At 66.7% G+C, this 25,509-nt stretch carries 18 protein-coding genes and 3 tRNA genes; 17 read left to right on the top strand and 4 right to left on the bottom strand.

The window, feature by feature from the left end; genetic code table 11:
• Nucleotides 1-515 precede the first annotated feature (515 nt).
• From rplJ to F7D09_RS03365, 5 genes are all read left to right on the top strand, one after another.
• Nucleotides 516-1,037: a 50S ribosomal protein L10 gene (rplJ, locus tag F7D09_RS03385; RefSeq protein WP_152234013.1), complete on the top strand. Its 522-nt coding sequence runs from the start codon at nt 516-518 to the stop codon at nt 1,035-1,037.
• A 99-nt stretch (nt 1,038-1,136) separates the two neighbouring features.
• Entirely contained in the window at nt 1,137-1,520 is a 384-nt protein-coding gene (gene rplL, locus F7D09_RS03380) for a 50S ribosomal protein L7/L12 (protein ID WP_152234012.1), read from the top strand.
• A gap of 450 nt (nt 1,521-1,970) precedes the next feature.
• Nucleotides 1,971-3,809 (top strand): variant leucine-rich repeat-containing protein, encoded by a 1,839-nt coding sequence (locus tag F7D09_RS03375; protein ID WP_152234011.1) that lies wholly within the window; start codon nt 1,971-1,973, stop codon nt 3,807-3,809.
• An 8-nt stretch (nt 3,810-3,817) separates the two neighbouring features.
• Entirely contained in the window at nt 3,818-7,450 is a 3,633-nt protein-coding gene (locus F7D09_RS03370) for a helicase (protein WP_152234010.1), read from the top strand.
• Nucleotides 7,451-7,530: 80 nt separating this feature from the next.
• Nucleotides 7,531-7,725: a hypothetical protein gene (locus F7D09_RS03365; protein ID WP_152234019.1), complete on the top strand. Its 195-nt coding sequence runs from the start codon at nt 7,531-7,533 to the stop codon at nt 7,723-7,725.
• A gap of 106 nt (nt 7,726-7,831) precedes the next feature.
• On the opposite strand, the gene F7D09_RS03360 is transcribed toward F7D09_RS03365, so the two are convergent.
• The 3 genes from F7D09_RS03360 to F7D09_RS03350 form a co-directional block, all read right to left on the bottom strand.
• Nucleotides 7,832-8,575 (bottom strand): flagella basal body P-ring formation protein FlgA, encoded by a 744-nt coding sequence (locus F7D09_RS03360; protein WP_193312304.1) that lies wholly within the window; start codon nt 8,573-8,575, stop codon nt 7,832-7,834.
• 134 nt (nt 8,576-8,709) lie between these two features.
• On the bottom strand, nt 8,710-8,907 hold the full coding sequence (locus F7D09_RS03355) for an FmdB family zinc ribbon protein (protein WP_152234008.1): 198 nt from the start codon (nt 8,905-8,907) through the stop codon (nt 8,710-8,712).
• Between the two features lie 236 nt (nt 8,908-9,143).
• Entirely contained in the window at nt 9,144-9,971 is an 828-nt protein-coding gene (locus tag F7D09_RS03350) for a 5-formyltetrahydrofolate cyclo-ligase (protein ID WP_152234007.1), read from the bottom strand.
• Between the two features lie 132 nt (nt 9,972-10,103).
• Between F7D09_RS03350 and F7D09_RS03345 the strand changes: the two genes are divergently transcribed.
• From F7D09_RS03345 to rpmG, 12 genes are all read left to right on the top strand, one after another.
• Nucleotides 10,104-10,739, top strand: a complete 636-nt coding sequence (locus F7D09_RS03345; RefSeq protein ID WP_376863139.1) for a GNAT family N-acetyltransferase — start codon at nt 10,104-10,106, stop codon at nt 10,737-10,739.
• A 24-nt stretch (nt 10,740-10,763) separates the two neighbouring features.
• Entirely contained in the window at nt 10,764-12,146 is a 1,383-nt protein-coding gene (locus tag F7D09_RS03340; RefSeq protein WP_152234005.1) for a hypothetical protein, read from the top strand.
• A gap of 257 nt (nt 12,147-12,403) precedes the next feature.
• Entirely contained in the window at nt 12,404-12,697 is a 294-nt protein-coding gene (gene groES, locus F7D09_RS03335; RefSeq protein ID WP_152234004.1) for a co-chaperone GroES, read from the top strand.
• A gap of 366 nt (nt 12,698-13,063) precedes the next feature.
• Entirely contained in the window at nt 13,064-15,151 is a 2,088-nt protein-coding gene (locus tag F7D09_RS03330; RefSeq protein ID WP_193312303.1) for a serine hydrolase, read from the top strand.
• Nucleotide 15,152: 1 nt separating this feature from the next.
• Nucleotides 15,153-16,190, top strand: a complete 1,038-nt coding sequence (locus F7D09_RS03325) for a serine hydrolase (RefSeq protein WP_152234002.1) — start codon at nt 15,153-15,155, stop codon at nt 16,188-16,190.
• Between the two features lie 255 nt (nt 16,191-16,445).
• Nucleotides 16,446-17,495 (top strand): AAA family ATPase, encoded by a 1,050-nt coding sequence (locus F7D09_RS03320; RefSeq protein ID WP_152234001.1) that lies wholly within the window; start codon nt 16,446-16,448, stop codon nt 17,493-17,495.
• Nucleotides 17,496-17,803: 308 nt separating this feature from the next.
• Nucleotides 17,804-22,606 (top strand): transglutaminaseTgpA domain-containing protein, encoded by a 4,803-nt coding sequence (locus F7D09_RS03315; protein ID WP_193312302.1) that lies wholly within the window; start codon nt 17,804-17,806, stop codon nt 22,604-22,606.
• A gap of 108 nt (nt 22,607-22,714) precedes the next feature.
• Complete coding sequence (locus F7D09_RS03310) at nt 22,715-23,794, top strand: histidinol-phosphate transaminase (RefSeq protein WP_152233999.1); 1,080 nt, start codon at nt 22,715-22,717, stop codon at nt 23,792-23,794.
• A gap of 133 nt (nt 23,795-23,927) precedes the next feature.
• Nucleotides 23,928-24,009 (top strand) — tRNA-Tyr (locus tag F7D09_RS03305).
• 1 nt (nt 24,010) lies between these two features.
• Nucleotides 24,011-24,082, top strand: a tRNA-Thr gene (locus F7D09_RS03300).
• A gap of 4 nt (nt 24,083-24,086) precedes the next feature.
• Nucleotides 24,087-24,160: transfer RNA gene (locus tag F7D09_RS03295), tRNA-Met, on the top strand.
• A 49-nt stretch (nt 24,161-24,209) separates the two neighbouring features.
• On the top strand, nt 24,210-24,380 hold the full coding sequence (gene rpmG / locus F7D09_RS03290) for a 50S ribosomal protein L33 (RefSeq protein WP_003814458.1): 171 nt from the start codon (nt 24,210-24,212) through the stop codon (nt 24,378-24,380).
• A 435-nt stretch (nt 24,381-24,815) separates the two neighbouring features.
• Here rpmG and F7D09_RS03285 read toward each other — a convergent pair whose 3' ends face one another.
• Nucleotides 24,816-25,508 carry an HAD family hydrolase gene (locus F7D09_RS03285; RefSeq protein WP_226835906.1) on the bottom strand — a complete coding sequence of 231 codons (693 nt, stop codon included), beginning with the start codon at nt 25,506-25,508 and terminating at the stop codon, nt 24,816-24,818.
• Nucleotide 25,509: the final 1 nt, after the last annotated feature.

Raw genomic sequence — 25,509 nt, 5'->3', positions numbered from 1 at the left:
GCGGGACAAATCGGAACAAGGACAGGCCACGATCACCGAGGCCGTCAGTCAGAATCAGGGTCACCGCCAGGCCGCCACTCCCATTATCGCCGATCGGATTAACCGGCATAACCATTATCAACGTCAGGTTTGTTCGACGGACCGTACTCGTAGCGTCCGGTTCGAGTACGGTCCGTTGCATATTCTTGACGGAACGTACCCGTAGGTGAGCTATGAGTACGGTCCGTTGTGGGCCGGTTGCCCATAGCCTCGCGACACGCCGGGGTGGCGATGCCTGCGGCGGCTGTCGCGGGGGAGCCGTACTCTATCAATCTTGTAAACCACAGACCGTTGGTTGGAGTGCGCAAGCGCTCACGAAGTTTGGTTCGCCAAGCCAGCGCAGGTTGAGAGATATAAGCCCGCTATCGGGCTGCCGGAAACGGCCTTATGTTGCTCTGCCTGTGCGCAGGGCTTTTTTATTGCCCGGGCAGGCGGAATGGATTTCCCGATCAATGGCCGATCTAGGAAGGAACGCCATGAAGAGGCCCGAAAAGGAAGCGGTGGTCGCCGAGCTTACGGAACAATTCCGTAACGCCGACGCTGTCTACCTGACCGAGTACCGCGGGCTTACCGTTCCGCAGGTTTCCGAACTGCGTGACAAGCTAGGCCGCGATACTTCCTACACTGTGGCTAAGAACACGCTGGCGCGCATCGCCGCCAAGGAAGCGGGCATTGAGGGTCTTGACGACCTGCTCAAGGGCCCGACCGCCATCACCTTCGTGAAGGGCGACTTCATCGAGGCTGCGAAGACGCTGCGTGACTTTGCCAAGACCAACAAGGCTCTCGTGATCACGGGCGGCTATGCCGATGGCACCGTCTATGACGCCGAGGGCGCCAAGAAGCTTGCGGACCTCATGTCCCGTCCGCAGCTGCTCTCCAAGTTCGCCGGCGACCTCAAGGCCACCACGGCGAAGGCTGCGTACCTGTTCACCGCACTGCCCACCAAGCTGGTCCGTACGGTCGACGCGCTGCGCGAGAAGCAGGAAAAGGCTGCTTGATCCTCATGCGGCTTGCCGCGTGAATCATAATCGGAAAACAAACAAACATTGGCTGGCGGCATGAACGTGAACGTCGGCCGAACACGAAAGGAAGCCATCATGGCTAAGTACACCAACGAAGAGCTGCTGGAAGCTTTCGGTGAAATGACCCTCGTCGAGCTCTCCGAGTTCGTCAAGGCCTTCGAGGAGAAGTTCGACGTCAAGGCTGCCGCTCCGGTCGCCGCTGTCGCCGCTGCTCCGGCCGCCGGCGCTGCTGCCGAGGAAGAGGAGAAGACCGAGTTCGATGTCGTCCTGACCGCTGTCGGCGACAAGAAGATCCAGGTCATCAAGGCTGTCAAGGCCATCACCAACGCCGGCCTGGCCGACGCCAAGGCCATGGTCGACGGCGCTCCGAAGGCCATCCTTGAGAAGGCCAAGAAGGAAGACGCCGAGAAGGCCAAGGCTCAGCTGGAAGAGGCTGGCGCCACCGTCGAGCTCAAGTAATACATGCGGGAGTGAAGCCCGCGGTATGTCTCGGATGCTGTGCGTGATCGCGTACGGCACCGCAGCTTGAACGTCGCAAGGACCCCGTTGTCGTGCACATCGCATGGCCGCGGGGTCCTTGCCGTATGTGCGGCGGTCCGTGTCGCGTGACGCCTGCGTCACCCTGCTCGCCCGTGCATAGTGACGCAAGTCTGAAAACCCAGTGTTCGCAACGGGTTTCATCGATGCGTCACTGTGCGTGGGCGAGCAGGGTGACGGCGTGGGTGTCGCTTCGATGATCGATGGCGCACAGTCGGACGCATCGGGGTGTCCTACCGTGACGTACAGTGTGGGCGTGACTCGCGGTAATGCGATAAAGTTGTCAATTCGGCGGTCGTAATCCGCCAAAACGCCGTTGAACATGACACAATGGCAGGTAGTGTGTGAACAGCGTGAAAGGAAGGGCGACACGTGACTGGCGAGCGTACACAGCTGCAATGGACTGTGAGAATCGATGGCGTCGATCAGCAGGTGAAGCCGGGGGAGAGCATCGAGATCGGCCGCAAGCCGTTGCGTCCGCTGCCCGACGACGGGACGCGGCGCGTGGAGATCGCCGACGGCACCCGTTCCATGTCGAAACGTCACGCGACGTTCACTGTGAACCAGTCCGGCGCCGGCGTCGTGCGCGACCTCGGTTCCACGAACGGCTCGTACGTGGTGCGCGGCAACGGCGACCTCATGCGGCTGCCCCCACAGACCGACTTCCTGCTGCCCACGTCGCCGATGCGGCTGCAGTTCGGCGACGTGCCTGCCGATTTCATCCGCGTGGAGCGGCCTGTCAGCGACACGTTCGTCGTGCCCGATCTGTTCGGATACGCGTTGAACACCGTCAAGCAGGAGCCTGACGTCGCCGACATGTCCGTCGACGACATCCTCGACCTGCGCGCCGGAGAGCCGACCGCCGCAATCAGTGCGGCGAACGTGCGCAAACGTGTCGGCGAGCTGAACGCCGCGGCGGCACGCCAGGGGACGGGCGGTCTCACGTCGGCCGTACAGCCTGATTCCGCCGCGCAAACGGCCGGTGCCGTGCAGTCCGGCGCCACTGTCCAGCCAGACGCTGGCGCGCAGGCCGTCGCCGTAGCGCAACCCGGTGCCACTGCGCAAGCTGATGCCGCCGTACAGCCTGATGCCCCTGTGCAGCCTGATTCCGCCGCGCAGACCGCTGGCGGCGAGACTGTGTCTGCCGCTGTCGCAGTGCAGCCTTCAGCGCAGCCGTCCGTCACTGCCGCCGAGCGCAATCCGCAGAACGCAGCACAGCCATCTGTCGTCCAGCAATCCGCAGCGCAGCCGGCCGCAGCACAACCTGCCGTAGCACAGCCGGCGCCGACCGGCGCATCCCAGCCGTCCGTACAAGCCGAAGCCGGCAGCCAGTCGCCGTCGCAACCCGCCGCCGCGCAGCCGCAAACCGCCACTGCCGCCCAGGAGCCGCCGCAGACCGCGGAGCCGGCCGCTCCGGTCGTGCTGCCCGTCAAGACCGAACCGTCGGTCGCGCTCAACGTGAACGGCACCGACGCCAAGCCGGCCGTGGCGTTGCCGCGTGACCTGTTCGCCGACGCCGCCGCGCACGACGAGGCCGAACGCGCGGCACGGCAGCAGCAGGAGGACGAACGTCGTGCAGCCGTTGCGCAGGCTGACGGTCGCGGCACGGCCGATACGGCCGTCTCGCCGGCGGCCGACGAGGGGACCGTCCGTCAGGCGGTGCAGGAGGCGGCACAGTATGCCGCCGGCGTCACCGTCGTCGACGCGATGCCGTCCGGCACTGTACCATCTGACACTGTTCCGTCCGACATCGTGCAGCCTGACACCCAGCTCCGCGAACAGGCCGAAGTCCCGCAGGACCACGAGCGGTTCATGCCGCACAACCAGACCGTCGCACGCGACGACACGGCATGGCAGCCCACGCAGGCGGACGCCGCTGAAGCATCCGCCCCCGAAGAGGACCCGACCGCGTTCAAGCCGGCGTTCGAGCCCGGATCCGTGTTCGACCTGGTCTCCAAGGGGGCGCTCAACCGCCGCGAGCAGATCATCGAAGTCGACGGATACACCTCGGAGCAGGCGAAGACCACCGACGACTATAATGAGCAGTTCGAGATCGCCAATCGCCGCGAACTGCTGCCGTTCCTCGCCATGAACACGTCACTGTACGACGAGATGTACTCATGGCTGGAAGCGCAGGGCAACGCGGACGTCGACGCCGCGTTGGAGAACAACGAAGGCTATAAGGATTACCGCAAAGCGGTAGGGAAGTGAGCCGAGTCATGAGCGAACGCACGCAGCAGACGAACGCATTGGAGAGCCTGCGGCAGTGGCATGAGCGGTACCGTGCGGATCTGGTGCCCTCCGCGCTGGAGGACATCAACCAGCTCGGCGCGAAACTCGACCTGACCCACGCGCACCCCTCCGGCATCGCGCAGCTGTTCGCCGGCGGACGCGCCTCATTGGACCTGCTGTTCCGCGACAACGGCATGTACCGGGCGGCGAACCGCCGGCTCGAACGCGTGCTGGACGACAAGGCCGCCAAGCTGCGCGTCAGCGGCGTGGCCGAACTGTCGCTGACCGTCGGCGTGGCCACCTGGGAGGGCGGCGCCATGCCCGTGCTGCTGTACCCGGTGGCGGTGACCTCCGCCAAGGAGGAGGACGGCGAGGCGGCGGTCATCCGGTTCGTCGGCCATGTGCGGCTCAACCCGGCGTTCGTGTCGGTGATGCGCGAGCACGACGTCGAATTCGACGAGCGCGAACTGTTCAACGGTGCGAACTACGAGAGCGGCACGCCGGAGACGTCCGCCGTGTTCGCGGCCATCAGCAAGCGCGCCGTGACGGCGTTCCCCGACTTCACCATCGAACGGCAGATCATCCTCGGCTGCTTCATGTCGCCCGACTCGCTGATTCTGGCCGAAACCCAGCATGTGATCGACACGCTCGGCCAGGAGGAGCCGACCGGCAACACCGTGCTCGACGCGCTCGCCGGCAACGAGGACGCCCGCAAGGCGCTGAAGGACGAGAACGCGCCGGCGTTCAGCCCGTTCGACGCCGATCCGCACAACGAGTTCGAGATCGGCGACGTGGACAACGAGGTGCGCTATGCGGCCGACATGGTCGCCTCCGGCCGTTCGATCGGCGTGGATGTGATCTCCGGACGCGACACCGCCGACTATGCGGCGGCCATCGCCTCGCGTTGCGTGATGAACGGGCGCAGCGTCCTGTATGTGCCCTGCGTGGCCGACCAGAAGCGGCGGTTCCGCATCGCCGTCAACGCGAACGAGCTGAACGGACAGGTGCTGGACGTGGCCGACGAACGGTGCAACGCGAACATCGACCGACAGCTCATCGCGGCCGTCAGCTTCCAGCCGGGCGTGGCCAGCTCTCGCTTCGACCAGATCGCCGACGAGCTGGTCGGCGTGCGGTCGCGCCTGACCCGATACCTCGGCGACCTGCACTGCGTCGACAAGACGTGGGGCGTCTCCGCCTACCAGACCATCCAGAACCTCGCGCAGATCGCCACGCTGCCCACGCATCCGGCGACGCGCGTGCGACTGAGCCCCGACACCGCGCGCGAGATCGGCGGTCACCTCGACGAGTGGGCGGGCAAGCTCAAGCGCGCCGGCGAACTCGGCGAATACACGCTCGGCCCCGACGACACCGCATGGTACAAGGCGTCCATCACCTCCGAAGACGAGGCGGTGGCCGTCTACCAGCGCGTGGTCGACCTGCTGCGCAAGCTGCTGCCGCTCACCCGCGAACAGGTGGCGTCCACCGTGCAGACCTGCGGGTTCCCGATTCCCGAGACCGCCCGCGAATGGGGCCGTCAGGTGCAGGTGCTGAAGAACCTGCGCCGTGTGCTGGACGTGTTCCAGCCTGAGATCTTCGAACGCGACATCGACGCGATGATCGAATCCAGCAAGCCGAAGGCCCTGCGCAAGAAGGAGGGCACGACCATCGGCTTCTGGGAGCGCCGCCGCCACGTCAAGGAGGCGAAGAGCCTGCTGCGCGTGGGCGCTCAGGTCGAGAACCTGCATGATGCGCTGCAGGTCGTGGCCAAGCAGGCCGCCCAGTGGCGCATGTTCGTGCCGCATGGCGGCTGGCCGGTGCTGCCGTCCAAGCTGGACGACATCATCGCTACGCAGGAGGAGCTCGCCCGCGACCTGACCGCATTGGACGCGGTGCTCGCCACGACCGTGCAGGGCGGCGATCTGGAGACCCTCGACTTCGTGCATGTCGAGGCGCGGCTCAAGGCGCTGTTCGACGACCATCTCGCGCTTGACACACTACCCGAGCGCTGCCGCCTGGAGCAGGAGTTCCAGACGGCCGGCCTGTCCGGCCTGGTGGACGACCTGCGTTCGCGCAGGATCGACGTCGGCTCGGTGGACGGCGAACTGCAGCTCGCATGGTGGACGACCGTGTTCGAGAACATCGTCCGCTCGTCGGCGATCATCTCGAACCAGGACGGGTCCGCACTGCAGTCGGCCGCCGACCGGTTCGTCCAGGTCGACGTCGAGCATGTGCGCTCCGTCGGCCCCATGGTGGCTCAGGAGTCCATGCGCCGGCTGTGCGACATGCTGTTCTCCCGCACACAGGAAGCCAACCAGCTGCACACAGTGCTCGCCGGGCGCACGCGCGTGCCGCTCAGCCGCATCCGGCGCGACCATGCGGAGATCCTCGCCGCGGCGAAGCCGATCATCATGGCCACCCCCGCCACGCTCGCCGCGCTCACCGAGCCGACCACGCTGGCCGACGTCGCCATCGTCGACGCCGCCGCGCACCTACCGGCCGTCCAGCTGCTCACCATCATCTGCCGTGCGCGTCAGGTCGTGGTGCTCGCACACCGCTCCACGGTCACCTCGCCCAGCGTCAAGGAGCTCATGGACCTGCTGCCGGTCGTCAAGGTCCGTTCGCATCCGGTGCGCCGCGCGCCGAAGCTCACCTCGTTTCTCGAATCGCACGGTTACGGCGAGGTGCGGTACGACATCGCCACCGAACCGGCGCAGGGACGGGTCGCCTTCCACAAGGTCGAAGCCAACGGCACGCCCGTCATGGCCACCGGACTGGTCGAAAGCAGCCAGCAGGAGATCGACGAGGTGGTGCGCCTCATCACCGAGCGCGCCTCCAGCTTCAACATCGTGCCGGTCGGGTACATCCTCACCGTCGTCACGCTGACCGACGTGTTCCGCGCACGATTGGGCGCCGAACTCAAGTCGCTGGCCTCGCGCAACGCGAGCATGGGGCAGTTCCTGCGGCACGTGCGCATCGTCGGCCTGCCGGAGGTCGCCGGCGCGCAGGCGACGGACGTGATCCTCTCGCTGTGCTATGCGAAGACCGTCCACGGCCGGCTGCTGCAGCAGTTCGGCGTGCTGGAGCGCGATGGCGGCCGCGCCATGCTGCTCGACGCGCTGGCGCTCGCCGACCGTCACCTTGACATCGTTTCGGCGTTCTCGCAGGCCGACCTTGACGACGAACGCCTGCATCAGGCCGGCCCCAAGCTGCTGCATGAGATGCTGCGCTGGGTGGAGGCGCTGGACGACAAGTCGGCGTCGCAGCCGGTGCGGCCGATGAGCGTCACCCGCGGCGACAACGTGCTGTTCAACGATCTGGCCGAGCGCGTACGCGCCCGTGGGCTCAACGCGGCCGTGAACTACGGGTTCGAGCGCGGCATGCGCATCCCGATGGTCGTGGGCCTGCCTGACAAGCCGTTCTCGCTGGCCGTGCTCACCGACGACGCCCAGTTCATGAGCGTGCAGTCCACGCGCGAACGCCACCGCGGCCTTGCTCAGGATCTCGCGTCGCTCGGCTGGTCGGTCATGACCGTGTGGAGCGTCGGCGCATTCGTCAACCCCGACAAGGAGGTCGACCAGATCGTCGCGCGCATCGGTGAGATCTACGGGGACATGCGATGAGCGGAACCGGCGAGGAGCAGCGGCAGCCGACGTCGCGTGACGGCTCGGATTCGCAGAACGACGGCGCGCAGGCCGGGCAGATGTACAATCCGGCCCGCCGCACCCCGCGCAGGCACAAGCGAGTGGTGTTCCACGGCACCGAACGGTTCGACGCCGACGGCGTGAAGCTTGAGCCCGGCGACATGCGCACCGCACAGCAGCGTGACGCCGACGATGACCGCCGCATCCTCGGCGAACTGCCGCCGCACTGGGGCATCTTCAGCGAGCGCGGCTGAGCTGCGGCCGGGGCACGGCCGAGTCACAGCCGCACCGCGCAGCACAGCCGCACTTGAACCGCGCGGTTGCACTGTAGCCGGACCGCACGGCTGACTGCGTCCTGCCCTAGTCGGTCTCGGTCTCGGCTTCCGCCGTTGCCTCGGCCTCCACAGCCATGATCGGCCCCTCGCGCTGCGCCGCCATGACGGCAAGCGCGTCGTCGGGCGGCATGGCCAACGACACCGTGCCGTCGTCCTCGTCACCGTAGCCGGCAAGACCGCCGCTCAGCGAACCGGAGTTGCCGTCGCCGGCCGAATCGGGAGGATCGCGCGCCGAACCGCCGACCATCACCATCGCGCGGTCGGCGAGCACGCACATGCCGGACCGTTCCCGCACCGCATCGGCGGCACACCCCGAACCGGCGACCAGCGTCACCAGATCGCCGGCGACGAACTGGTCGCCGGAGCTCGCCAGCTGCACGCCGACCACCGTATGTCCCTTCGGCACGGCGGGCAGGCTCCCCAATGAGGACGGGAACAACGGCTGCCCTACGTCGACGTCGATCTGCACGACATTGCCTACCGCCTGGCCGGCATCAGCCAATACCCCCCGCCAACCCTGCCAATCCGGCATCATCGTCACCGTCACGTCCGCCTCGCGCAGCAGCGTGCCACGAGAAACCGCCCTCGTCGTCACCACCACGGGCCGCATCGCCACGGAAGCCGATACGGCCTGCAGTACGGCGAACACGGCGAATCCGGCGCACAGTGCGGCCATCGTGCGGCGCAGCGACGCCATCGCGCGGCGTTGCCGCAAGGTCGTCGGCCGCAGAGCCGAGCGAACGGCCCCGAATACAGAAAAAGTCACCATGCATCGCATGGTGACTGAACTGTGAGCGCGGTCGCAAGCCGAACGGGGTCATGTGGTCGGAGCTTCGGGGTTATCCACATTCCCGGGCGTGTCGCGCCGGCTGGCCGGACGCGCCGCGCCGAACGGCGCCGCCATCACTTGCCGGACGAGCTGCCGCCGCGGTCGGTACGGTAGAAGCCATGGCCCTTGAACTCGATCGGCACGGCGGAATACACCTTGCGCACCTGCTCCTGGCCGCACTCGGGGCAGACGGTGATGGGGTCGTCGTCGAACGACTGATGTTCGGTGAAATCGTATCCGCAGTTCTTGCAACGGTAATGATACGTAGGCAACGGTTCCTCCTCAACAGCTGGTTTCAGTGTCCGTGCGCGCGGAACGCATCCGGCGTGCCGCGCAGAAGTCAATCCGTTCATATCCTAGTCGCCACGCGGACAGTGGCCGTCTGCGGTAACGCGGACGGCGAACGTTCGCGACGGGCGGCGGTGCGGCTGCCGCAGCGGACGTTGCCGCAGTGACAGCCGCGGTGTGGCGCACGCGTCAAACGGCTTGCCGCAGCGGACGTCCCGTCTCAGCCCCGTCTCAACATCCGGAATCCGTCCGGTGTCAGCATGCCGTCGACCGGACGGTCATGCGGCAGGCGCGGCAACGGCCCGGCGGCGCACTCCCACGGCCAGCAGACGGCGATGACCGGCACGTCCGGCCGTCGAAAGGTCAGTGCGCGGTCGTACCAGCCGCCGCCGCGTCCCAGCCGGGTGCCGTTGCCGTCGACGGCGAACGCCGGCACCAGAATGAGGTCGGCGCCGAGCAGCGCTTCGGCCGGCAATGTGACGGTATCCGGTTCCTGCGGGCGGTGCGACGGCCTTGCGACAGCCGTCTGCGTGGCGGTGACAGCCCGAGCAATGCCGGCGTCCGCACGGCGTGTGCAGCCGCCGGTGGTCACGTCGTGCAGCCGGGTGAGGTCGGGCAGTTCGCTCCAGCCGATGTCCAGTCCGCTGCCGAGCCGGGGCACCAGCAGGCGTGCGCCGTCGTCCAGCAGTGCGGCGAGCAACGGCAGGGTGGGGATCTCGCTGCCCATCGAGACGTAGGCGGCCACGGTGAGTGACGTGTTGCCAGGTGTCGAGTCGTCCGGTGTCGTGTTGCCTGCCGCCGCGTTGCCGACCGCCGTGCGGCCCGGCTTCTCGTCGTCGCCCGTCTCGGTGCCGGCTCCCGGCGCGGCCAGCGCGAACAGCGCCGCACCGTAACGACCCAACGACTGCGCGGCCCGCTCGCGTTCCGACTGCGGCACGGTCTTGCGTCTGGCGATGGCGGCCTTGCGCAGGGTCCGTTTGCGCAAGTCGATGTCGCTCGCGGCCGGTGCGGCGGTTGCCGGAGTGCTGGACGATGCTGCGATGGTCATGTTCCACGTTGTATCACGGTTGTGGACGTGTCGGCACGCCCGGCCGTGTCGTGTCCGCGACGATGGCACAATAGGTGGGTGTCTGTTTTTCAATCGTTGTACGCCGCACTCCGGCAGCAAGGTGACCGCGGGCTGCACGCCCCGCGGTATATCAGCGTGCCGTCGTGCCCTCTGCGCCTGCGCCCGATAGGCGCGGACGACGAGGAGGAGTGGAACGAGGTCCGCTGGCGTAACGACGAGTGGCTCCGGCCGTGGGAGGCAGGGGACCCCATGCACGGCGCCGCGCCGAGCTATAACCAGTGGATGCAGCAGCAGCGGCGCAACGCCCAGGAGGGGCGCGGCATGGTGTTCGTCATGGAATATCAGATGCGCATCGTCGGGCAGATCTCCCTTGGCGCGATCGATCTGGGGTCGATGCGTACCGGCGTGGTCGGCTACTGGGTCGACCGTCGGTATGCGGGGCGCGGCTTCGCCCCCATGGCGGTGTCGCTGCTGGCCGACTGGGCGTTCGCCGATCCGAGCGGCCCGCGCCTGCACCGTCTGGAGATAGCGCTGCTGCCGGAGAACGAGCGTTCCCGCAGCGTGGCGCGCAAAGTGGGCTGCCATTATGAGGGGATACGACGCAAGTACATGTTCGTGAACGGCAGGTGGCGTGACCATGAGACATACAGCCTGCTTGCCGAGGATCGGGACGGTGGTTTCGCGGACCGGCTGATGGCCGCCCGTCTCACGTCTCGACACGCCAAGACGCAATCAGTGCAATCGTAAGGGGAGTCTCCTATTCTTAAGGACATGGGTTATGAATCACTCAGCACCATCGTGGTGTTGGTGATTCTGATGATTATCGTGGTTGGCTGGCTGCCTCGGCGGACGGTCAACAGTATGAAAAGGGTGGCCGAGCACCGTCAGGACCGTTACTCGTCGTCGCTGCATCTGGTGGATGCGGACAGCGGCACACGGTTCTCCGACGAGCACACGCCGCAGCCGAAAGGGGCTATCATGCAGCGGACGCAGACCGGCGGCGCGAAGCTGACACGCGCGAGGGTCGCGCATATTCGGGAGCTTCGCCGTGCGGCGATTCGTCGTCGCCGCATCCTCGCCGTGTCGCTGCTGCTCATCACCGTCGTCGTGGCGGCCATCGCGTTCCCGTTGCATTTCAGCCCGCTGTTCGCGCTGATTCCCGCCGGCCTCCTGACGTTGGTGCTCGCGCTGGGGGCGCGGGCGTCCCGTCACGCCCGTCAGTGGGAGCATGATCTTGCCGTGGCGCGGCGCAAGGAGCGCGCGGCCCAGCTCAAGATGAACGAGCAGGTCACGGCGGTCAACGTGGCCAGCGGCTCCCGCAAGCCGGCTCAGAGTGCGGCCTCCCCGGCTGACGAGAAGACCGACGTGATGGAAGGCCAGGAGATTCGTCAGGTGTTGCAGCGCGCCCGCATCGAGCAGGATTACGCGATCGCCGCACGTCAGGCGCGCATCAAGGCCCGCGAATACGCTCAGGCCGCCGAACGGGCGGCGCGGCAGGCGCGTGAGGAGTCCGTCGAGGCGGACGCTCAGGCGGTCGCCGCACCGTCGAGCACGCAGGCCGACGGTCGCAGGGACGTGCAGGCCGCTGTGAAACAGTCCGTGAAACATGCTGAGCCGGCACAGCAGACCGTCGCCGAACCGCAGCCGCACGCGGACGAGCAGTCCACGAGCGCCGACTCCGCGGCCGCCCGTGACATGACCACCGAGCTCGACCGCGTGCATCCGGCCGCCGCGCTGGACGCGTTCGCGGTCGCCGCCTCCCAGGACCTCATCTCCTTCTCGCTCGGCGAGCCGCGCAACGGCGTGGAGCATCACGCACCGGAGCCGGAGAGCCGCGAGATCCAGTCGACCAGGCAGGTCGCCAAGGCGGTGCCCCCGCAGGCCGCCGTCAAGCCGGACGCCCCGGCGCAGGACGATGCGAAAGCGCAGTCCGACGGCTCCGCCGCCGATCGCGACGCCGCCGTCGATGACAATGCCACTGCCGTCGAGCATGCCGCCGACGCGAGCGTCGCGGCGGTGATGGACGACGATCAGGTGAACGACACGGCCGCCTTCCACCAGTCGGAGATGGTCTCGTCCGTGGCCGCGCCGGCGGTGTCGTCCGAATCGCTCGGCAACGATCTTGAGGCCATCCTGGCCCGGCGTTCCAACTGAGACGTTCCAATGGCTCGAGCGTGAGCCTGCATCCATGCGCCGCGTGGTTCCTTAAGCGGGAGCCACGCGGCGCATGTGCGTTTTCGGCGATGTTCACTCACAGCGTTAGCACTCAAGTTGGCAGAGTGCTAACAATCGCGCTACCATAAGACCTAGCGCGAAGGGATGGCACCCGCAGTGATCGTCAGCCTCTGTACGGCGGTATCCCGGCGCGGGACCATTTGATCGGATTTTCGAGAAACACGAGGTGACCTACAGTGTCGATCAAGCTCACACCGTTGGAGGACAAGATCATCGTCAAGCAGGCTGCTGCCGAGACGCAGACCGCTTCCGGCCTGTACATTCCGGACAACGCCAAGGAGAAGCCGCAGCAGGGCGAAGTCCTGGCCGTCGGCCCGGGCCGTCGCGACGACAAGGGCGAGCGTATCCCGATGGACGTCAAGGTCGGCGACAAGGTGCTGTACTCCAAGTACGGCGGCACCGAGGTGCACTACGAGGGCGAGGACTACCTGATCGTCTCGTCCCGTGACGTGCTCGCCATCCTTGGCTGAGTGATTCGCCGAAAAGCGTAGTAGACTGTCCTGCGGCCCTTCCCGGCCGATGGATGATATTGCAGGCGAGGCCCCGGCGCATGATCGCAATCGTGATTGTGCGCCGGGGCCTCGCTGTATTCGTAGCCGGATCACGTCACGCTGCCAGCCCTCGCACGGTGACGCAGCGCCGAAAACCCTGATATTGCAAAGGGTTCGGGGCGTGCGTCACCGTGCCAGGGCGAGCAGAGTGACGGCAAAGAGAGTCGCGGCGGCAGGCGGAACGGCGCAGGAATGCCTGCATCCTGGCGCGGGAATGTCGGGCGGGTCGCCGTCCGGTCGCATTACACTGGACGTCAACAGAGCCTTCGGGAGAGGGAGACCGTCATGATGGTGTGTCCGAACTGCGGCAATCCGGTCAGCGCCGCGGACAAGTTCTGCATGGTCTGCGGGCAGAAGCTGCACGGCGACGACGCCGCATCGGGTGCGGCCGCGCAAGGCGTGCCGCAACAGTATTACGACGGGACCACCATCGTCCCCATCGCCATGCCGGGCGGCGGTCCGGCAGCCGGCGCATACCCGGCGGACGGGGCGACCGTCACGAAACCCGGTGTGCCGGGCGTGCCGCAACCGGGCGCGCCGTTGCAGGCTGCCGCATCCCAGCCGACCGCGCCGATGCCATCGCCGCAGCAGCCAGCGTCCCAGATGGCCGCGCTGGCGTACGGTCCATCGCCATCCCAGACGCCGATGCCCGCTCCGGTCGCGGCCGCCGCACAGCCGGCCGTCGCCATGCCGTCTGCAGCCGGCGCGCCCATGGCGGCCGCTCCGGCTCCGGCAGGCGTACCCGGCTCGCCGACCACGCCGCCGTCAGCCGCGTCACCGGCGAACAGCCACGGCAAACGCGGCAGGATCGTCGCCATTGTCATCGGCTGCGTGTTCGTGGCGCTGATCGCCGCTGCCGCAGGCCTCTGGGCGTGGAGCATGGGCGCGGCGGCCAACTCGGCGTCACGGTTCGCGCAATCGTATCTGCAGGACATCGCGGACGGCGATTACGCCGCGGCGATGGACGCTGTGACCGGAGCATCGGATTCGTCGGGCGACCTGCTCACCGGCACGGACAACGACGACCTGCTGGACGGCGTCACGTCGATCACCGACTACGGTGTCGACGGATCGCCCGCAAGCATCAACCAGTGGCCGACTGGCTATCGTGTGAATGTCCATTATTCGGTCAACGGAGTCGCTCGCAGTCGCACGCTGACCCTGCATGCGGCGAACCCGATCGCCGCGGTACGGGGCGAGTGGACGGTATCCGGCGACGATCAAAGCCACGACCAGAGCGTCGCCGAGCAGCTCGTCGTGGTCGTGCCGAACGACATCCAAGCAGTGGACATCAATGCCGGCGCGTACCGGTTCGGTGACGGTTCCGGCGCATGCAGCGCCATCGGCGACGACGACTATCCTGATTTCACCGACAAGTACGGCACCGACTTCACGGTGTGCCGGCTGTGGACATGGCCGGGCGTGTACCAGGTCGGTCCGGACGCCGCCGGCGCGTTCCAGGTGAGCGCGACCACCGGCATACCAAGCGTCGGGCAGAGCGGCGACGGTTCCGACGCCGCCGTGCAGCCGGTGTTCTTCGTCTACGCGAGCGGATCCGGCTACGACCAGGTCGACGCTGCCGGCGAGATCATCTCCGGTGCCACCGCCAGCCGCAACGGCGACGACGAGAAGCCAAGCAAGAAGAGCGGCAAGAAGTCCGATGACACCGCGGCCGCCGCGCCGGACGACACCAAGCTGAGCAAGATCACCGACGCATACTCCTCCGACGAGGTCGCCGTGTCGGCCATGTTCCTGGACGGCTCGTCCACGTCGAACGATTCGGACAGCGGCACGTCGGATGACGCCGTCGCCAACACCAACGCCGCGCGCAGCCGTTTCGTCTCCGCCGGACTCTATCTGCCCGTCTATCTGGCCGCGCAGGATTACGACTCGTCCGTGCAGACGAACGCGCGCACGATGATGAGCAAGATGGACAACGACGCCGGCAACCAGGCGATACTCGGCATGGGCGGCTTCGATAAGGTCAACGGCTGGCTGAGCGAGCACGGCTACGACGACACGTCGTTCGACCGGCACTTCGGCGACGTGCAGGCCAGCAACGACGGACATGAGAACTACAGCTCCACCTACGATGCCGTCCGCATGCTCGCCGCCGTCGACCAGGCTGGCGGCACGGGCCTGATGACCACCGACATCGCCAAGGAGGGCGTCAAGGTGCCGTCCGGCATGACCGTGCACGCCCACCGCGGCCAAGGCATCAAGAACACGTGGAACTACTTCATCATCGCCGAGACCAGCCACGGCAAGGCCGCCATCGCGGTGGCCACGCAGAACCAGGGCAAGGAGAAGGCGGCCGAGATCGCCAGCAAGGTGCTCGCCGAGATGGACGCCGAACTCAAGGCGAGGGACTGACATGGCGCGGCATCGCGCGGTCAGGGACGCCGGACGGGCGCGGCGTCGGCACTGGATCGTCGCCGGTCTGGCGGCGGTGCTGGTCGTCGTCCTGTCGGCGACGGTCGGCGGCCTTCTGGGGGCGGGCCGCTTCGGCGGCGGACAGCCGGCAGATCGGCCGACGCCGCTCGCCACCAGCGGTTCCGGCACCTCCGCGACGACGGCGGACGGCGACCATGACGCCGCAGCCGTGCCGGAGCCCAAAACGGCGGACGACGGGGACGACAGCGCAACCGCGGCGGCGCAGCAGTCCGCCGAGGCCGTCAAGACGGCCGCCGGCGAGGCCCGTACGGCCGCCGTGCGCAAGGCTCTGGACGAACGGCTCGCCGGCTATGCAGGCACATGGTCGGTCACCTACATCGACCTGGAAAGCGGCCGCGAGACCACGGTCAACGACCGCAAGCTCGTCGCCGCGTCGCTGGTCAAGCTGTACATCATGCTCACCGTGTTCGACCGCATCGAACACGGCGCGATGCAGGACGACTCGACCGTCGACGCGCTGCTCACCCAGATGATCACCGTCAGCTCCAACGACGCGGCGAACGGATTGCTCAGCCGCATCGGCAACGGCGACGACGCCACGGCGATTTCGACGGTCACGGACACCGCGCACCGGTACGGGTTCACGTCCAGCGACGAACTGCGCACGCTGACGGGCATGGCATCCGGCAACACGGTGGAAAACTGGACGTCCACGCGCGACTGCGCCGGCTTCCTCGCGCAGGCGTACGCCGGCACGCTGGTCTCGAAGGACGCGAGCGCGCGCATGATGACGCTGCTGCTCGGCCAGACGCGACGCTCGAAGATACCGGCCGGCGTGCCCGCGGGAACCAAGGTGGCCAACAAGACCGGCGAGCTGGCGGCCGTGCAGAACGACGCGGCGGTGGTCTACGGGCCGCACCCGTATGTGCTGACGGTCATGAGCAACGATGTATCGGCCGATGCGGCAGGTCTCATCGCCGACCTGTCCGCCGCGGTGTGGGGCGCATCGCAGGGCTGATTGCGGCCGCTTTCGGCGGTACGGCGTGTCGGTTGGAATTCCAACGATTCTTGGATGCTGTAGCTGGACGATAAGACGTGTTATGCACCATCGTTACGGCATAAGAGGAAGATATCTTCCCCCTCACAGCAACGTGGGTTATGCTGAACAGCATAAGCGGATGCGTTGCGGCATGGACGGATGAAGGTCCTGCGCCGGCGACGAAGGCCGATGGCGGTCCTATGACCGCCGTGGCCGCATACGGAAGGAGACGGCATGGAGGACGTTGCACGTGAGGGGAGCGCGACGAACGGCACCCCATGGACGGTGACGCCCGATGAGGGGGCAGCCGAGGCATCCGAGACCATTCACGCGGTCGTCGAGGCGCTCGCCGGTGTGCTCTCATGCTCGCGGGAGGTGATCGAGACCGCGGTCGCCACGTTCGTCGCAGGCGGGCATCTGCTGTTGGAGGATGTTCCCGGCGTCGGCAAGACCACGCTCGCGCGGGCGATGAGCATGGTCATGGGAGGCGAGGCGAGGCGCATCCAGTTCACGCCGGACATGCTGCCCAGCGACCTGACGGGCGTCAGCGTCTATTCGCAGCGCACCGGTGAATTCGACTTTCATCCCGGCCCGCTGTTCGCCAACATCGTGATCGCCGACGAGGTGAACCGCGCCAATCCGAAAGCGCAGTCGGCCATGCTGGAGGCCATGGGGGAGGGACAGATCAGCGTGGACGGGGCCACGTACCAGCTGCCGGACCCGTATTTCGTGGTCGCCACGCAGAATCCGATTGAATTGGAAGGCACGTACCCGTTGCCCGAAGCGCAGCTCGATCGGTTCATGACCTGCGCGAGCTTCGGGTACCCGCAGGCGCGGGCGGAGGCTGCGATGCTGACCGGGGAGCGCATGTTCCGGCCGTTGGAGGGGCTGCAGCCGGTGTGCGGCGTGGAACGGATGCGGTCGGTCCGCGAGGCCTGCCGGCGGATCACGCTCGTCGGGCCGCTCGCCGACTACATCGTCTCGCTGGTTGCGCAGACCCGCGAGACTGACGGCGTGCGGTTCGGCGCCTCGCCGCGAGGCAGCCTGAATGTGGCGGCGTTCGCTCGGGCGCACGCGATGATGGACGGGCGCGGATTCGTGACGCCGGACGACGTGCAGGCCGCGGCGGTACCTGTGCTGTCGCATCGTCTCGTCATGGACGGGGCGGGCGGCGGCGTGTCGTCCATGGAACGGGCCCGGTCCGTGATTGCCGATCTGGTCGCCCGCACGCCGGTGCCGCGGGCGGACGAGGCTGCAGGCGCCCGCCGCCGCAGAGCGAAGTGACGTGATGCCATATGTACGGCGGAATCAACGGCATGCGGCAGCCGAAGGACGGCGCCGCGGACGGAGCGGGTGCGGGGCGCAACCGGGGGAGCGGTCACGGTCCGGGGCGCGGCCGCGTGCCACAGAGGAATCGTGACCGTCGTGCGCGTGAGAGGAGGCACTTGCGGCTGCCGCACATGGTGCAGCGTCGTGGTGCACAGCCGCGTGGGTCGCGGCGCGGGGAGCTGCGACATGGGGAGGCGCGGCGTTGGAAGTTGCGGCGTTGGAAGTTGCAACGCCATGGTCTGATCCGTCCGAGTCTTGCCGGCATGGCGGTCGCGCTGCTCGACGGTGTGGCCTGGTATGCCGGCCTGCTGCTGGACGACCGTTCGCTCATGGCCGTCGCGTTGACGCTGTGCATCGTCTGGGGTCTGGCGCTCCTGTGCACGATGGCGCAATCCGTGATGCTGCGTCTTGACGATCTTGCGCTGCAGGGCATCGCCTGCGCCGACGCCGACGATCAGGGGCAGACCGGCAGACGCCGACTCGGACGGCTGATGGCGTCGGTGGCGGCCCGGCGTGCCGAAAGCCGATGGACGCCGGTCGCGGCGCACGGGCGGATCCGCCGATGGCTGTTGCCACGGGGCGTGAGGGCATGCCGTCAGTTCGTCCAGCTTGACCAGGACGACACGCCGGTCGGCATTCACCGGTCGACGTTGCCGCGGATGCGCGGCTGGTATCGGTGCGTGTCGGTGACGGCACGCTGGCACGGCCCGTTCTCCCTGTTCGCTGCCACCCGCATCATCCCCGACGGCACGGGTGTCGCCGTACTGCCGGAGGCGACCCAACCGTCCTCCGGCGTGCGCGCGGTGGTTGCCGACAAACGTCTGAAAGGCCAGGCGCAGACCGAAAACGCCGGAACCGTACGCGAATATGCGCCCGGGGATTCGCCGCGACTCATCTCGTGGAGCCAGAGCGCGCATCGTGGTCATCTCATGGTCCGCGAAACCGGACGCGACGTGCGCTCCACACTGGTCGTCGTGCTCGACGTGCGCGACCCCGGAACCACGCAGACGCAGGCGGATGCGCAGGCGCGCGAGGCGGCGCCCCTGCTGGAACCGTCGCTCGGCGGCGCTCGCGGGCGCACGGTGATCGTCACCGACGGCGTGCACGTGGCGAACGACACCGGTTCGGCGATGCGCCTGTTGGCGGCCTGCCGGCCAATCGCCGATGACGGCCCGGCGGACAACACAGGCGTGGCGAATGATCCACGCGCAAGGACGACCGGCGGCGAGACGGACGACGAAACCCGGCGCGTGAATAATGACGAAACCCGTCACACGCAGGCGTCACGGTATGCGCACGCCGTCGCCGGACTGTGCAGCGAACGCTCCGGCGCGGTCACCGTGTTGCTGCTGACCGCACAGCCGCAGGGCGACCTGGCGCAGGCGCTGCGCGCAAGCGTGCCCGAACGGCTGCGCGTCGTGCAGGTCGAGACGCCAGCCGAACCGCCGCAACGCTATGCCGTCACGGTCATGCCGGAGACTGCAGTGTGCGAGCCATCCGAAATGCCGGCGAAAGCAGCCGCATACAGGTCGGCGTCGCCCGGTACGACACGACGGAATGCGTGGAGGCGGTTTGTGCCGCAGCGACTGCCGAAGACGGGGCGTGCGGATGCGACGCGGCCTGGTACGTCGTCACCCGCATCGGCATTGTCCGGCGAGTCGTCACCGGGCAGGACGGCGCTGGGTGTGTCGTCGTCCGGTGTGTCGTCGTCGCCATCCCCGCTCGCATCCGGCATGCTCGCGGTCTGTCTGATGGTCTGCTTCGCGCTCGCGCTGCAACCGCTCACCGCAATCGTGTCCGTCGGCTGGTGGACGTGGCTCGCCGCGGCCTCATTGGCGCTCGCCTCCATCGCGTGCGCGATACCCGTTCGCCGACCACGCATGCTGGCCGTGCGCATCGCGGCGTTCATAGTCGCGCAGGTCGTGGCGCTCGCCGTATTGGTGCTGATCCGGCTGCACGGCGAACTCGGCTTCTGGCTGTTCGCCGTGCCCGCCGCCCCCGACGTGCAATCGCAGACGGCGAGCGGAGTGAGCATCGCGACGTCGGCGCAATCCCTGGCCGACGTATCCCCATGGGCGGGAAGCTCGCCGTGGGCGGTGCTGACAGGCGTCGCCTCGCAAGGACTCGACGCGTTGCTGGTTCAACTGCCGCCGGTGCAGGTCGACGCCGCCGGTGACGTCGACCTCATGATGGTGACGGCGCTCGCCGTCATAGCGGTACGGCTCATGCTCTGCTCGCGACGTGTCGCCCCGCTCATGGCGCTGCTCCCGGCGTTCGGATTCGCCGCACGGTTCGCGTTCGTCGGCACGGTCACCCCATGGTGGCAGCTTGGCGTGCTGGTGGCGGCGTTCGTGCTGCTGCTCTGGTCGTCGAGCACGCTGCCGGTGCGCGTTCCGCTGCCGCTGGGCGCATCCGCCGTGGTGACCGCGATGGTGCTGTCGCTCACCCCCTCGGCGGTGAACCTGGCGCTTGACGTGCCACTGTCGCTCGGCGAATCCAAAGGCCTGCTCAGCAGCAACACCATCAACCCGATGATCGACCTCAAACGGTCGGTGACATCCGGCTCAGACTCGACCGTATTGAGCTACGTCGCATCGCAGCGCCTGTACCTGCGCATGACCACGCTCGACGACTTCAACGGCGACACGTGGAGCTTCGACAAGGACCTCACCAAAAAAGCCGGCCTATACGGGTCGGGTATCCAGCTCGGGCGGAACAAGGACGCCAACGACACGGACTGGCAGGTGAGCAGACGGCAGCTGCAGCAGCTGCTGGTCAACAACCCCGCACTGTATTACCCGTGGCTGATGTCGGGCGGGGGCAATCTGGGATCCGACGACCCATCCGCGTTGACGTACACTTTCAGCGACTCGTCGGATGACAGCCCGTGGATGGCCTCCGCGCAGGTGACCATCGAAGGGCTGCGCACCCGCTTCCTGCCGGTGTCAGGGCTGCCGGTGGCCACCATCGTCAAAAACGGGTGGAAGCAGTACAGCGACGGCACGATATACAGTCCGGATGCGACCACGCAGGCGGAACAACGCTACACGGCCGCCGGACTGTACTACGAGCCGATAACCTCCGACAAGGGGTTCGACCAGATCACCGGTGTGACGGACACGCGCCAGAAGCTGATCGACATGACGGTGAGCGAGACGACTCCGTGGAGCGAACGGACATCGCTGCGCCGGCAGTGGGCGGCGCAAGGCCTGGGCGAGATCCACGGCAACTGGCTGGCCATCCCGCTCGACGTGTCCCAGTACGGCACCGCCAAGGCGTCCGACGGCACCATCATCGGCATGGGACACCGCAGCCTGACCAGTGTCGAAGACTCCTCCTACGACTCGTATGACATCGACACGTTCAGCGACATGTCCCGTGAGCGGCTCGGCATCAGCGACGACGACGTCATCGCGTTGGCCAGCTCGCCCAAGGGATTCCTGATGCTGATCCCCGTAAGCGAGACCGATGCCTTGGACCGCTTGATGTCCGAGGATGATGCGGACGCATACCAGTCGATTTATGACGACATGGAGGCTGTGGCCACCGGCATGGGGTACGGCGACAGCGGATTCTCCACCAGATCCGGAACGAGCAGGCAATGGGCGCCGTTCACTGAAAACGACCTCAATAAGGCGTTCGCCCGGATAGCGGCCAACGAAAAGACCATCCGCAGCCATTACCTGTCACTGCCCGATGACCTGCCGCAGAACGTGCGCAGCCTGGTCGCCCGTGCCAAACGCGAGGGGACTCCAACCACCGGCGACGATGCGGACCAGCAGATCGCGGCCATGCGCTGGCTGGTCGACTACTTCACGAACAAGGCGAACAACTTCGTCTATTCACTGGACGCTCCTGACGGCAACGGGCGCGACAACATGGCCATGATCGACACGTTCCTCGACCAGCATGCCGGCTACTGCGCGCATTACGCTTCGGCCCTGGCCGTGCTGGGCCGCGCCATGGGCGTGCCCACGCGCATGGTGATGGGCTATCACAAGGGGGTCGGCAATCCGACGTCGACCGTTTCGACCACAGAGGACTTCTGGTATGGCTCCGCATCCGAAAACCGCTACGATGTGGCCGCCAAACAGCTGCACGCCTGGGTCGAAGCGTACATCGACGGCGTCGGCTGGGTGCCGTTCGACGTGACCCCGGCATCCACCAGCAACGGCAGCGCAGAAAGCGCCTCATCCTCCAGTAGCACGACGTCCACGAACACGCAGGCCAAGCAGCAGGCCGAACAGTCCCAGACGACGCAGCAGCAGAACGCCCAGAAGAAGACCACCACACAGCAGTCCACGAAGACCACCGCCAAGAACACGGCCTCGGCCGCCACGCCGAAAACGGGCGCGACCATGCCGGTGCTGCCGCGATGGGCGGCCGTGGCGTTGTGGACGGCGTTCGCCATGCTGCTGACCGGTCTGCTGGCCGCGACGCCGGCACTGCTGCGTCGACGCCGGCGCAGACGGGCGCTCGCGTTGATCGCGGCGGCGGGGAAGAGCCGGAATGGCGCCGGCAGCGAGCCGCCCGGCCCGGACTCTGGACCTGATGCGGCGTCCGCGGTCGGAGGCGGTTCCCGTCGCGGCCGTCGCGCAGGCTCCCGCAAGACCGGTGGCAACGCTGGCAACAGCACTGGGGGCAGCACCGGAGGCAAGACGCGCCGCGCATGGTTCGCCGCATGGCAGGAGATCCTCGACACGGCATACGACGCCCGGGTACGCTGGAACGATTCGGACACCGAACGGGCCATCGCCGAGCTTGTGACCGCCGGGCCGAAGACGGTACGGCACGAACGCCATGATGTCGAAACGGCGCCTTTCGGAAACTCCGGAGAGCCGACTCGGAATCTGCCGCAAGAGGACCGTGAACTGATCATGCAGGCCTGCCGTCAGGTGACCGCCATCGCGTTCGGCGGACGCCCCGCAGTTCCCGATGAGGCGCTCGCGGAGCGGCTCCGCACCTTCTGCCTGCACTACGACGCGATGGTGCGGCGGCGGCTTACGTTCCCGCAGCGGATGCGGCGCAGGCTGCTGCCGCCGTCGCTGCTGCGCCGGCGCAGGTGACCCTTGCGGCACGCATCGCCGTAACGTTACCGAACGTTCGCCGCAGGTTCACTCAAACATGGCGCAAACCCTAGGAAAATGGCGGTAAGCGGGGACTATCATGAGGGAATGAGCTTCAAACATCGCACCATCATCGACACCATACCGGCGTACAAGCAGGGCAAGCCCGCGCCGAAGTCCGACGACAAGCGCACCTACAAGGTGTCCAGCAATGAAAACCCGTTCGAGCCGCTGCCCAGCGTGGTCAAGGCCATCAAGAAGCGCGCGCTGCCCCACCTGAACCGCTACCCCGACATGCGTGGCTGGCCGGTCGTGGAGCGGCTGTCGCGCGAGATCGGCGTCAAGCCGGAGAACATCGTGCTCGGCTGCGGCTCCACGGAGGTCATCACCCAGCTCGTGCAGCTTGTGGCCGGACCTGGCGACGAGGTGGTCTACCCGTGGCGCAGCTTCGAGGCGTACCCGATCATCGTCGCCGGCGCCGGAGCGACCAGTGTGCAGGTGCCGAACCTGTCGAACGGACGGCATGACATCGACGGCATGATCGCCGCCATCAACGAGCGCACCCGGCTGGTCATCGTCAACAATCCGAACAACCCGACCGCCACCAGCGTCAGCGACACCGATGCGCGCCGCCTCATGAACGCCGTGCCCTCCGACGTGCTCGTGCTGTTCGACGAGGCGTACTTCCAGTTCAACACGTACGCCGACACGAACGTCGCGATGGACCTGTTCCGCGACTATCCGAACGTGGTGGTCGCCCACACGTTCTCCAAGGCGTATGGCCTGGCCGGCCTGCGCATCGGCTACGGCATCGCGCCCGAGGACGTGATCGAGGGGATGCGCAAGGTGGCGTTGCCGTTCGGCGTCACCGACGTGGCGCAGGAGGCGGCGCTCGCCTCGCTCGACGCCTACGACGAGCTGTCCGACAGGGTCAAGTCGATCATCTCCGAACGCAACCGCGTGGTCACGGCGCTGGTGCGGCAGGGGTGGGCGTTCCCCGACCCGTACGCGAACTTCTTCTGGCTGCCGCTGGGGGAGCGTACCGACGAGGCGGCCGCTGAATTCGAGCAGGCGGGGCTGTCGGTGCGTGCGTTCAGCGGCGACGGCATCCGCATCTCGATCGGCGAGGCCAGTGCCAACGATGCGGTGATCGAGGTGTGCGCCAAGCTGAAAAAGGCTGGATTCTAGCGGTTTTGCAGGGGTTTTCAGGGCTGCGCGGGCGTGTGCGACACGCCGATGAGGGGCCTCGATTTGCAAAAGTCGGTGTTCCATGTTTAGATAGTCAAGTTGCCGGTTGAGGCTAAGCCCCAACAAGCGACATGGCGGATTTCCCAAGCGGTCAAAGGGAACTGACTGTAAATCAGTCGCCTCGTGCTTCAGTGGTTCGAATCCACTATCCGCCACGCCCCGATAGCTCAGTGGTAGAGCACTTCCTTGGTAAGGAAGAGGTCGTGAGTCCAATTCTCACTCGGGGCTCTCTGGCGGGATAGCTCAGCTGGCTAGAGCGTACGACTCATAATCGTAAGGTCAAGAGTTCGAGTCTCTTTCTCGCTACAAAGGCCGACACAACGTCGGTGGACAACGAACACAAGAGGTGAACCAAATGGCAAGCAAGAGCGCCGACATCCGTCCGGGCATCACGCTGGCATGCACCGAGTGCAAGGAGCGTAACTACATCACGACGAAGAACCGTCGCAACACGCCGGATCGTCTTGAGCTCAAGAAGTTCTGCCCGCGCTGCGGCAAGCAGACCGTGCATCGCGAGACCCGCTGAGCGCGTTACCATCTTGTACAAAGAACCCGACCCCAACCGGTCGGGTTCTTTGCGTTATACCCAAAACGCTAGGCCGCTCCGGGTACGGTCCGTTGTCCTTGGCCCTCTCGGTGGAGGGGACTGTCAGCGTAGCTGACTGGGGGAGCGTCACACCCGCAATCCTCACAACCGACCGTACTCAAACGGTGTGTTTTGAGTACGTTTCGTCACGAAAAATAAACCGACCGTACTCAAACAGACCTCTTCGAGTACGTTCCGTCACGGAAAAGCAACCGACCGTACTCAAACAGACCTCTTCGAGTACGGTCCGTCTGGAAATACAAACCGACCGTACTCGAACGGACCGTTCCGAGTACGGTTCGTCATGAAAGAACAACCAACCGTATCCGATTGCGCCGTCCGGTCCATGCGCCGGCCCACATGCCGGCCCGCACGTCAGTCAACGCCGAGCGCCGAACGCACCTGCCGGGCGCTCGTGAACCGTATGCCGTGCAGGCCCATGGCCGTCGCGGCGTCGGCGTTGCGCGCCTTGTCGTCCACGAACGCGGTGGTCGCCGGGTCGACGCCGAACCGTCGTATCGCGCGACGATAAATCTCCGCGTCCGGCTTGCGCAGCCGCTCCTCGGACGAGACGACCGTATCGCGCAGCAGTCCAAGCCAGCCGAACTTGCGGTGCGCCGCCTGCACGAATGCCGTCGTGAAGTTCGTCAGCCCCCACAGCCGCACGCCCGCACGGTCCAAGTCGCGCAGCAGCATCGGCATCCCGTCGATCATGTCGTAGAGCGCCAGCCGCTGGCGTGAGAAATACGTGCGCATGATCAGCCCGTCGCCACCGTGATGGGCCGCATAGTCGTCGATGATCCGCTCCTCGCTCCAGCCGCTGTCCGACAAGGCGTCATAATGCCAGAACCCGTACGCGGCGTCGGCCGCGAAGAACCCGTCGAGTGTGTCACGGTCGGCCACATCCTCCAACGCGAGCCGCGGCCGCCAGTCCAGCAGCACGTCACAATAGTCGAAAATCACGTCGGTGACCGGCAGCACAGTGACCGGCGGCACAGTGCCCGACGCGGACGCGGCGTCCGGCATGGCCGCAGCATCCGACACGCCGTCTTTTCCCAGCAATCCCATA

The sequence above is a fragment of the Bifidobacterium leontopitheci genome (assembly GCF_009193355.1).
In the GTDB taxonomy this organism is placed as follows: Bacteria; Actinomycetota; Actinomycetes; order Actinomycetales; family Bifidobacteriaceae; genus Bifidobacterium; species Bifidobacterium leontopitheci.
This window is presented reverse-complemented; position numbering and strand designations above follow the sequence as displayed.

Bases quoted from the DNA above. Each gene is read 5' to 3' on its own strand.
- rplJ (WP_152234013.1), top strand. From the start codon at position 516: ATGAAGAGGCCCGAAAAGGAAGCGGTGGTCGCCGAGCTTACGGAACAA.
- rplL (WP_152234012.1), top strand. From the start codon at position 1,137: ATGGCTAAGTACACCAACGAAGAGCTGCTGGAAGCTTTCGGTGAAATG.
- F7D09_RS03370 (WP_152234010.1), top strand. From the start codon at position 3,818: ATGAGCGAACGCACGCAGCAGACGAACGCATTGGAGAGCCTGCGGCAG.
- F7D09_RS03365 (WP_152234019.1), top strand. From the start codon at position 7,531: ATGTACAATCCGGCCCGCCGCACCCCGCGCAGGCACAAGCGAGTGGTG.
- F7D09_RS03360 (WP_193312304.1), bottom strand. From the start codon at position 8,575: ATGGTGACTTTTTCTGTATTCGGGGCCGTTCGCTCGGCTCTGCGGCCG.
- F7D09_RS03350 (WP_152234007.1), bottom strand. From the start codon at position 9,971: ATGACCATCGCAGCATCGTCCAGCACTCCGGCAACCGCCGCACCGGCC.
- F7D09_RS03340 (WP_152234005.1), top strand. From the start codon at position 10,764: ATGGGTTATGAATCACTCAGCACCATCGTGGTGTTGGTGATTCTGATG.
- F7D09_RS03330 (WP_193312303.1), top strand. From the start codon at position 13,064: ATGATGGTGTGTCCGAACTGCGGCAATCCGGTCAGCGCCGCGGACAAG.
- F7D09_RS03325 (WP_152234002.1), top strand. From the start codon at position 15,153: ATGGCGCGGCATCGCGCGGTCAGGGACGCCGGACGGGCGCGGCGTCGG.
- F7D09_RS03320 (WP_152234001.1), top strand. From the start codon at position 16,446: ATGGAGGACGTTGCACGTGAGGGGAGCGCGACGAACGGCACCCCATGG.
- F7D09_RS03315 (WP_193312302.1), top strand. From the start codon at position 17,804: ATGGCGGTCGCGCTGCTCGACGGTGTGGCCTGGTATGCCGGCCTGCTG.
- F7D09_RS03310 (WP_152233999.1), top strand. From the start codon at position 22,715: ATGAGCTTCAAACATCGCACCATCATCGACACCATACCGGCGTACAAG.
- rpmG (WP_003814458.1), top strand. From the start codon at position 24,210: ATGGCAAGCAAGAGCGCCGACATCCGTCCGGGCATCACGCTGGCATGC.
- F7D09_RS03285 (WP_226835906.1), bottom strand. From the start codon at position 25,508: ATGGGATTGCTGGGAAAAGACGGCGTGTCGGATGCTGCGGCCATGCCG.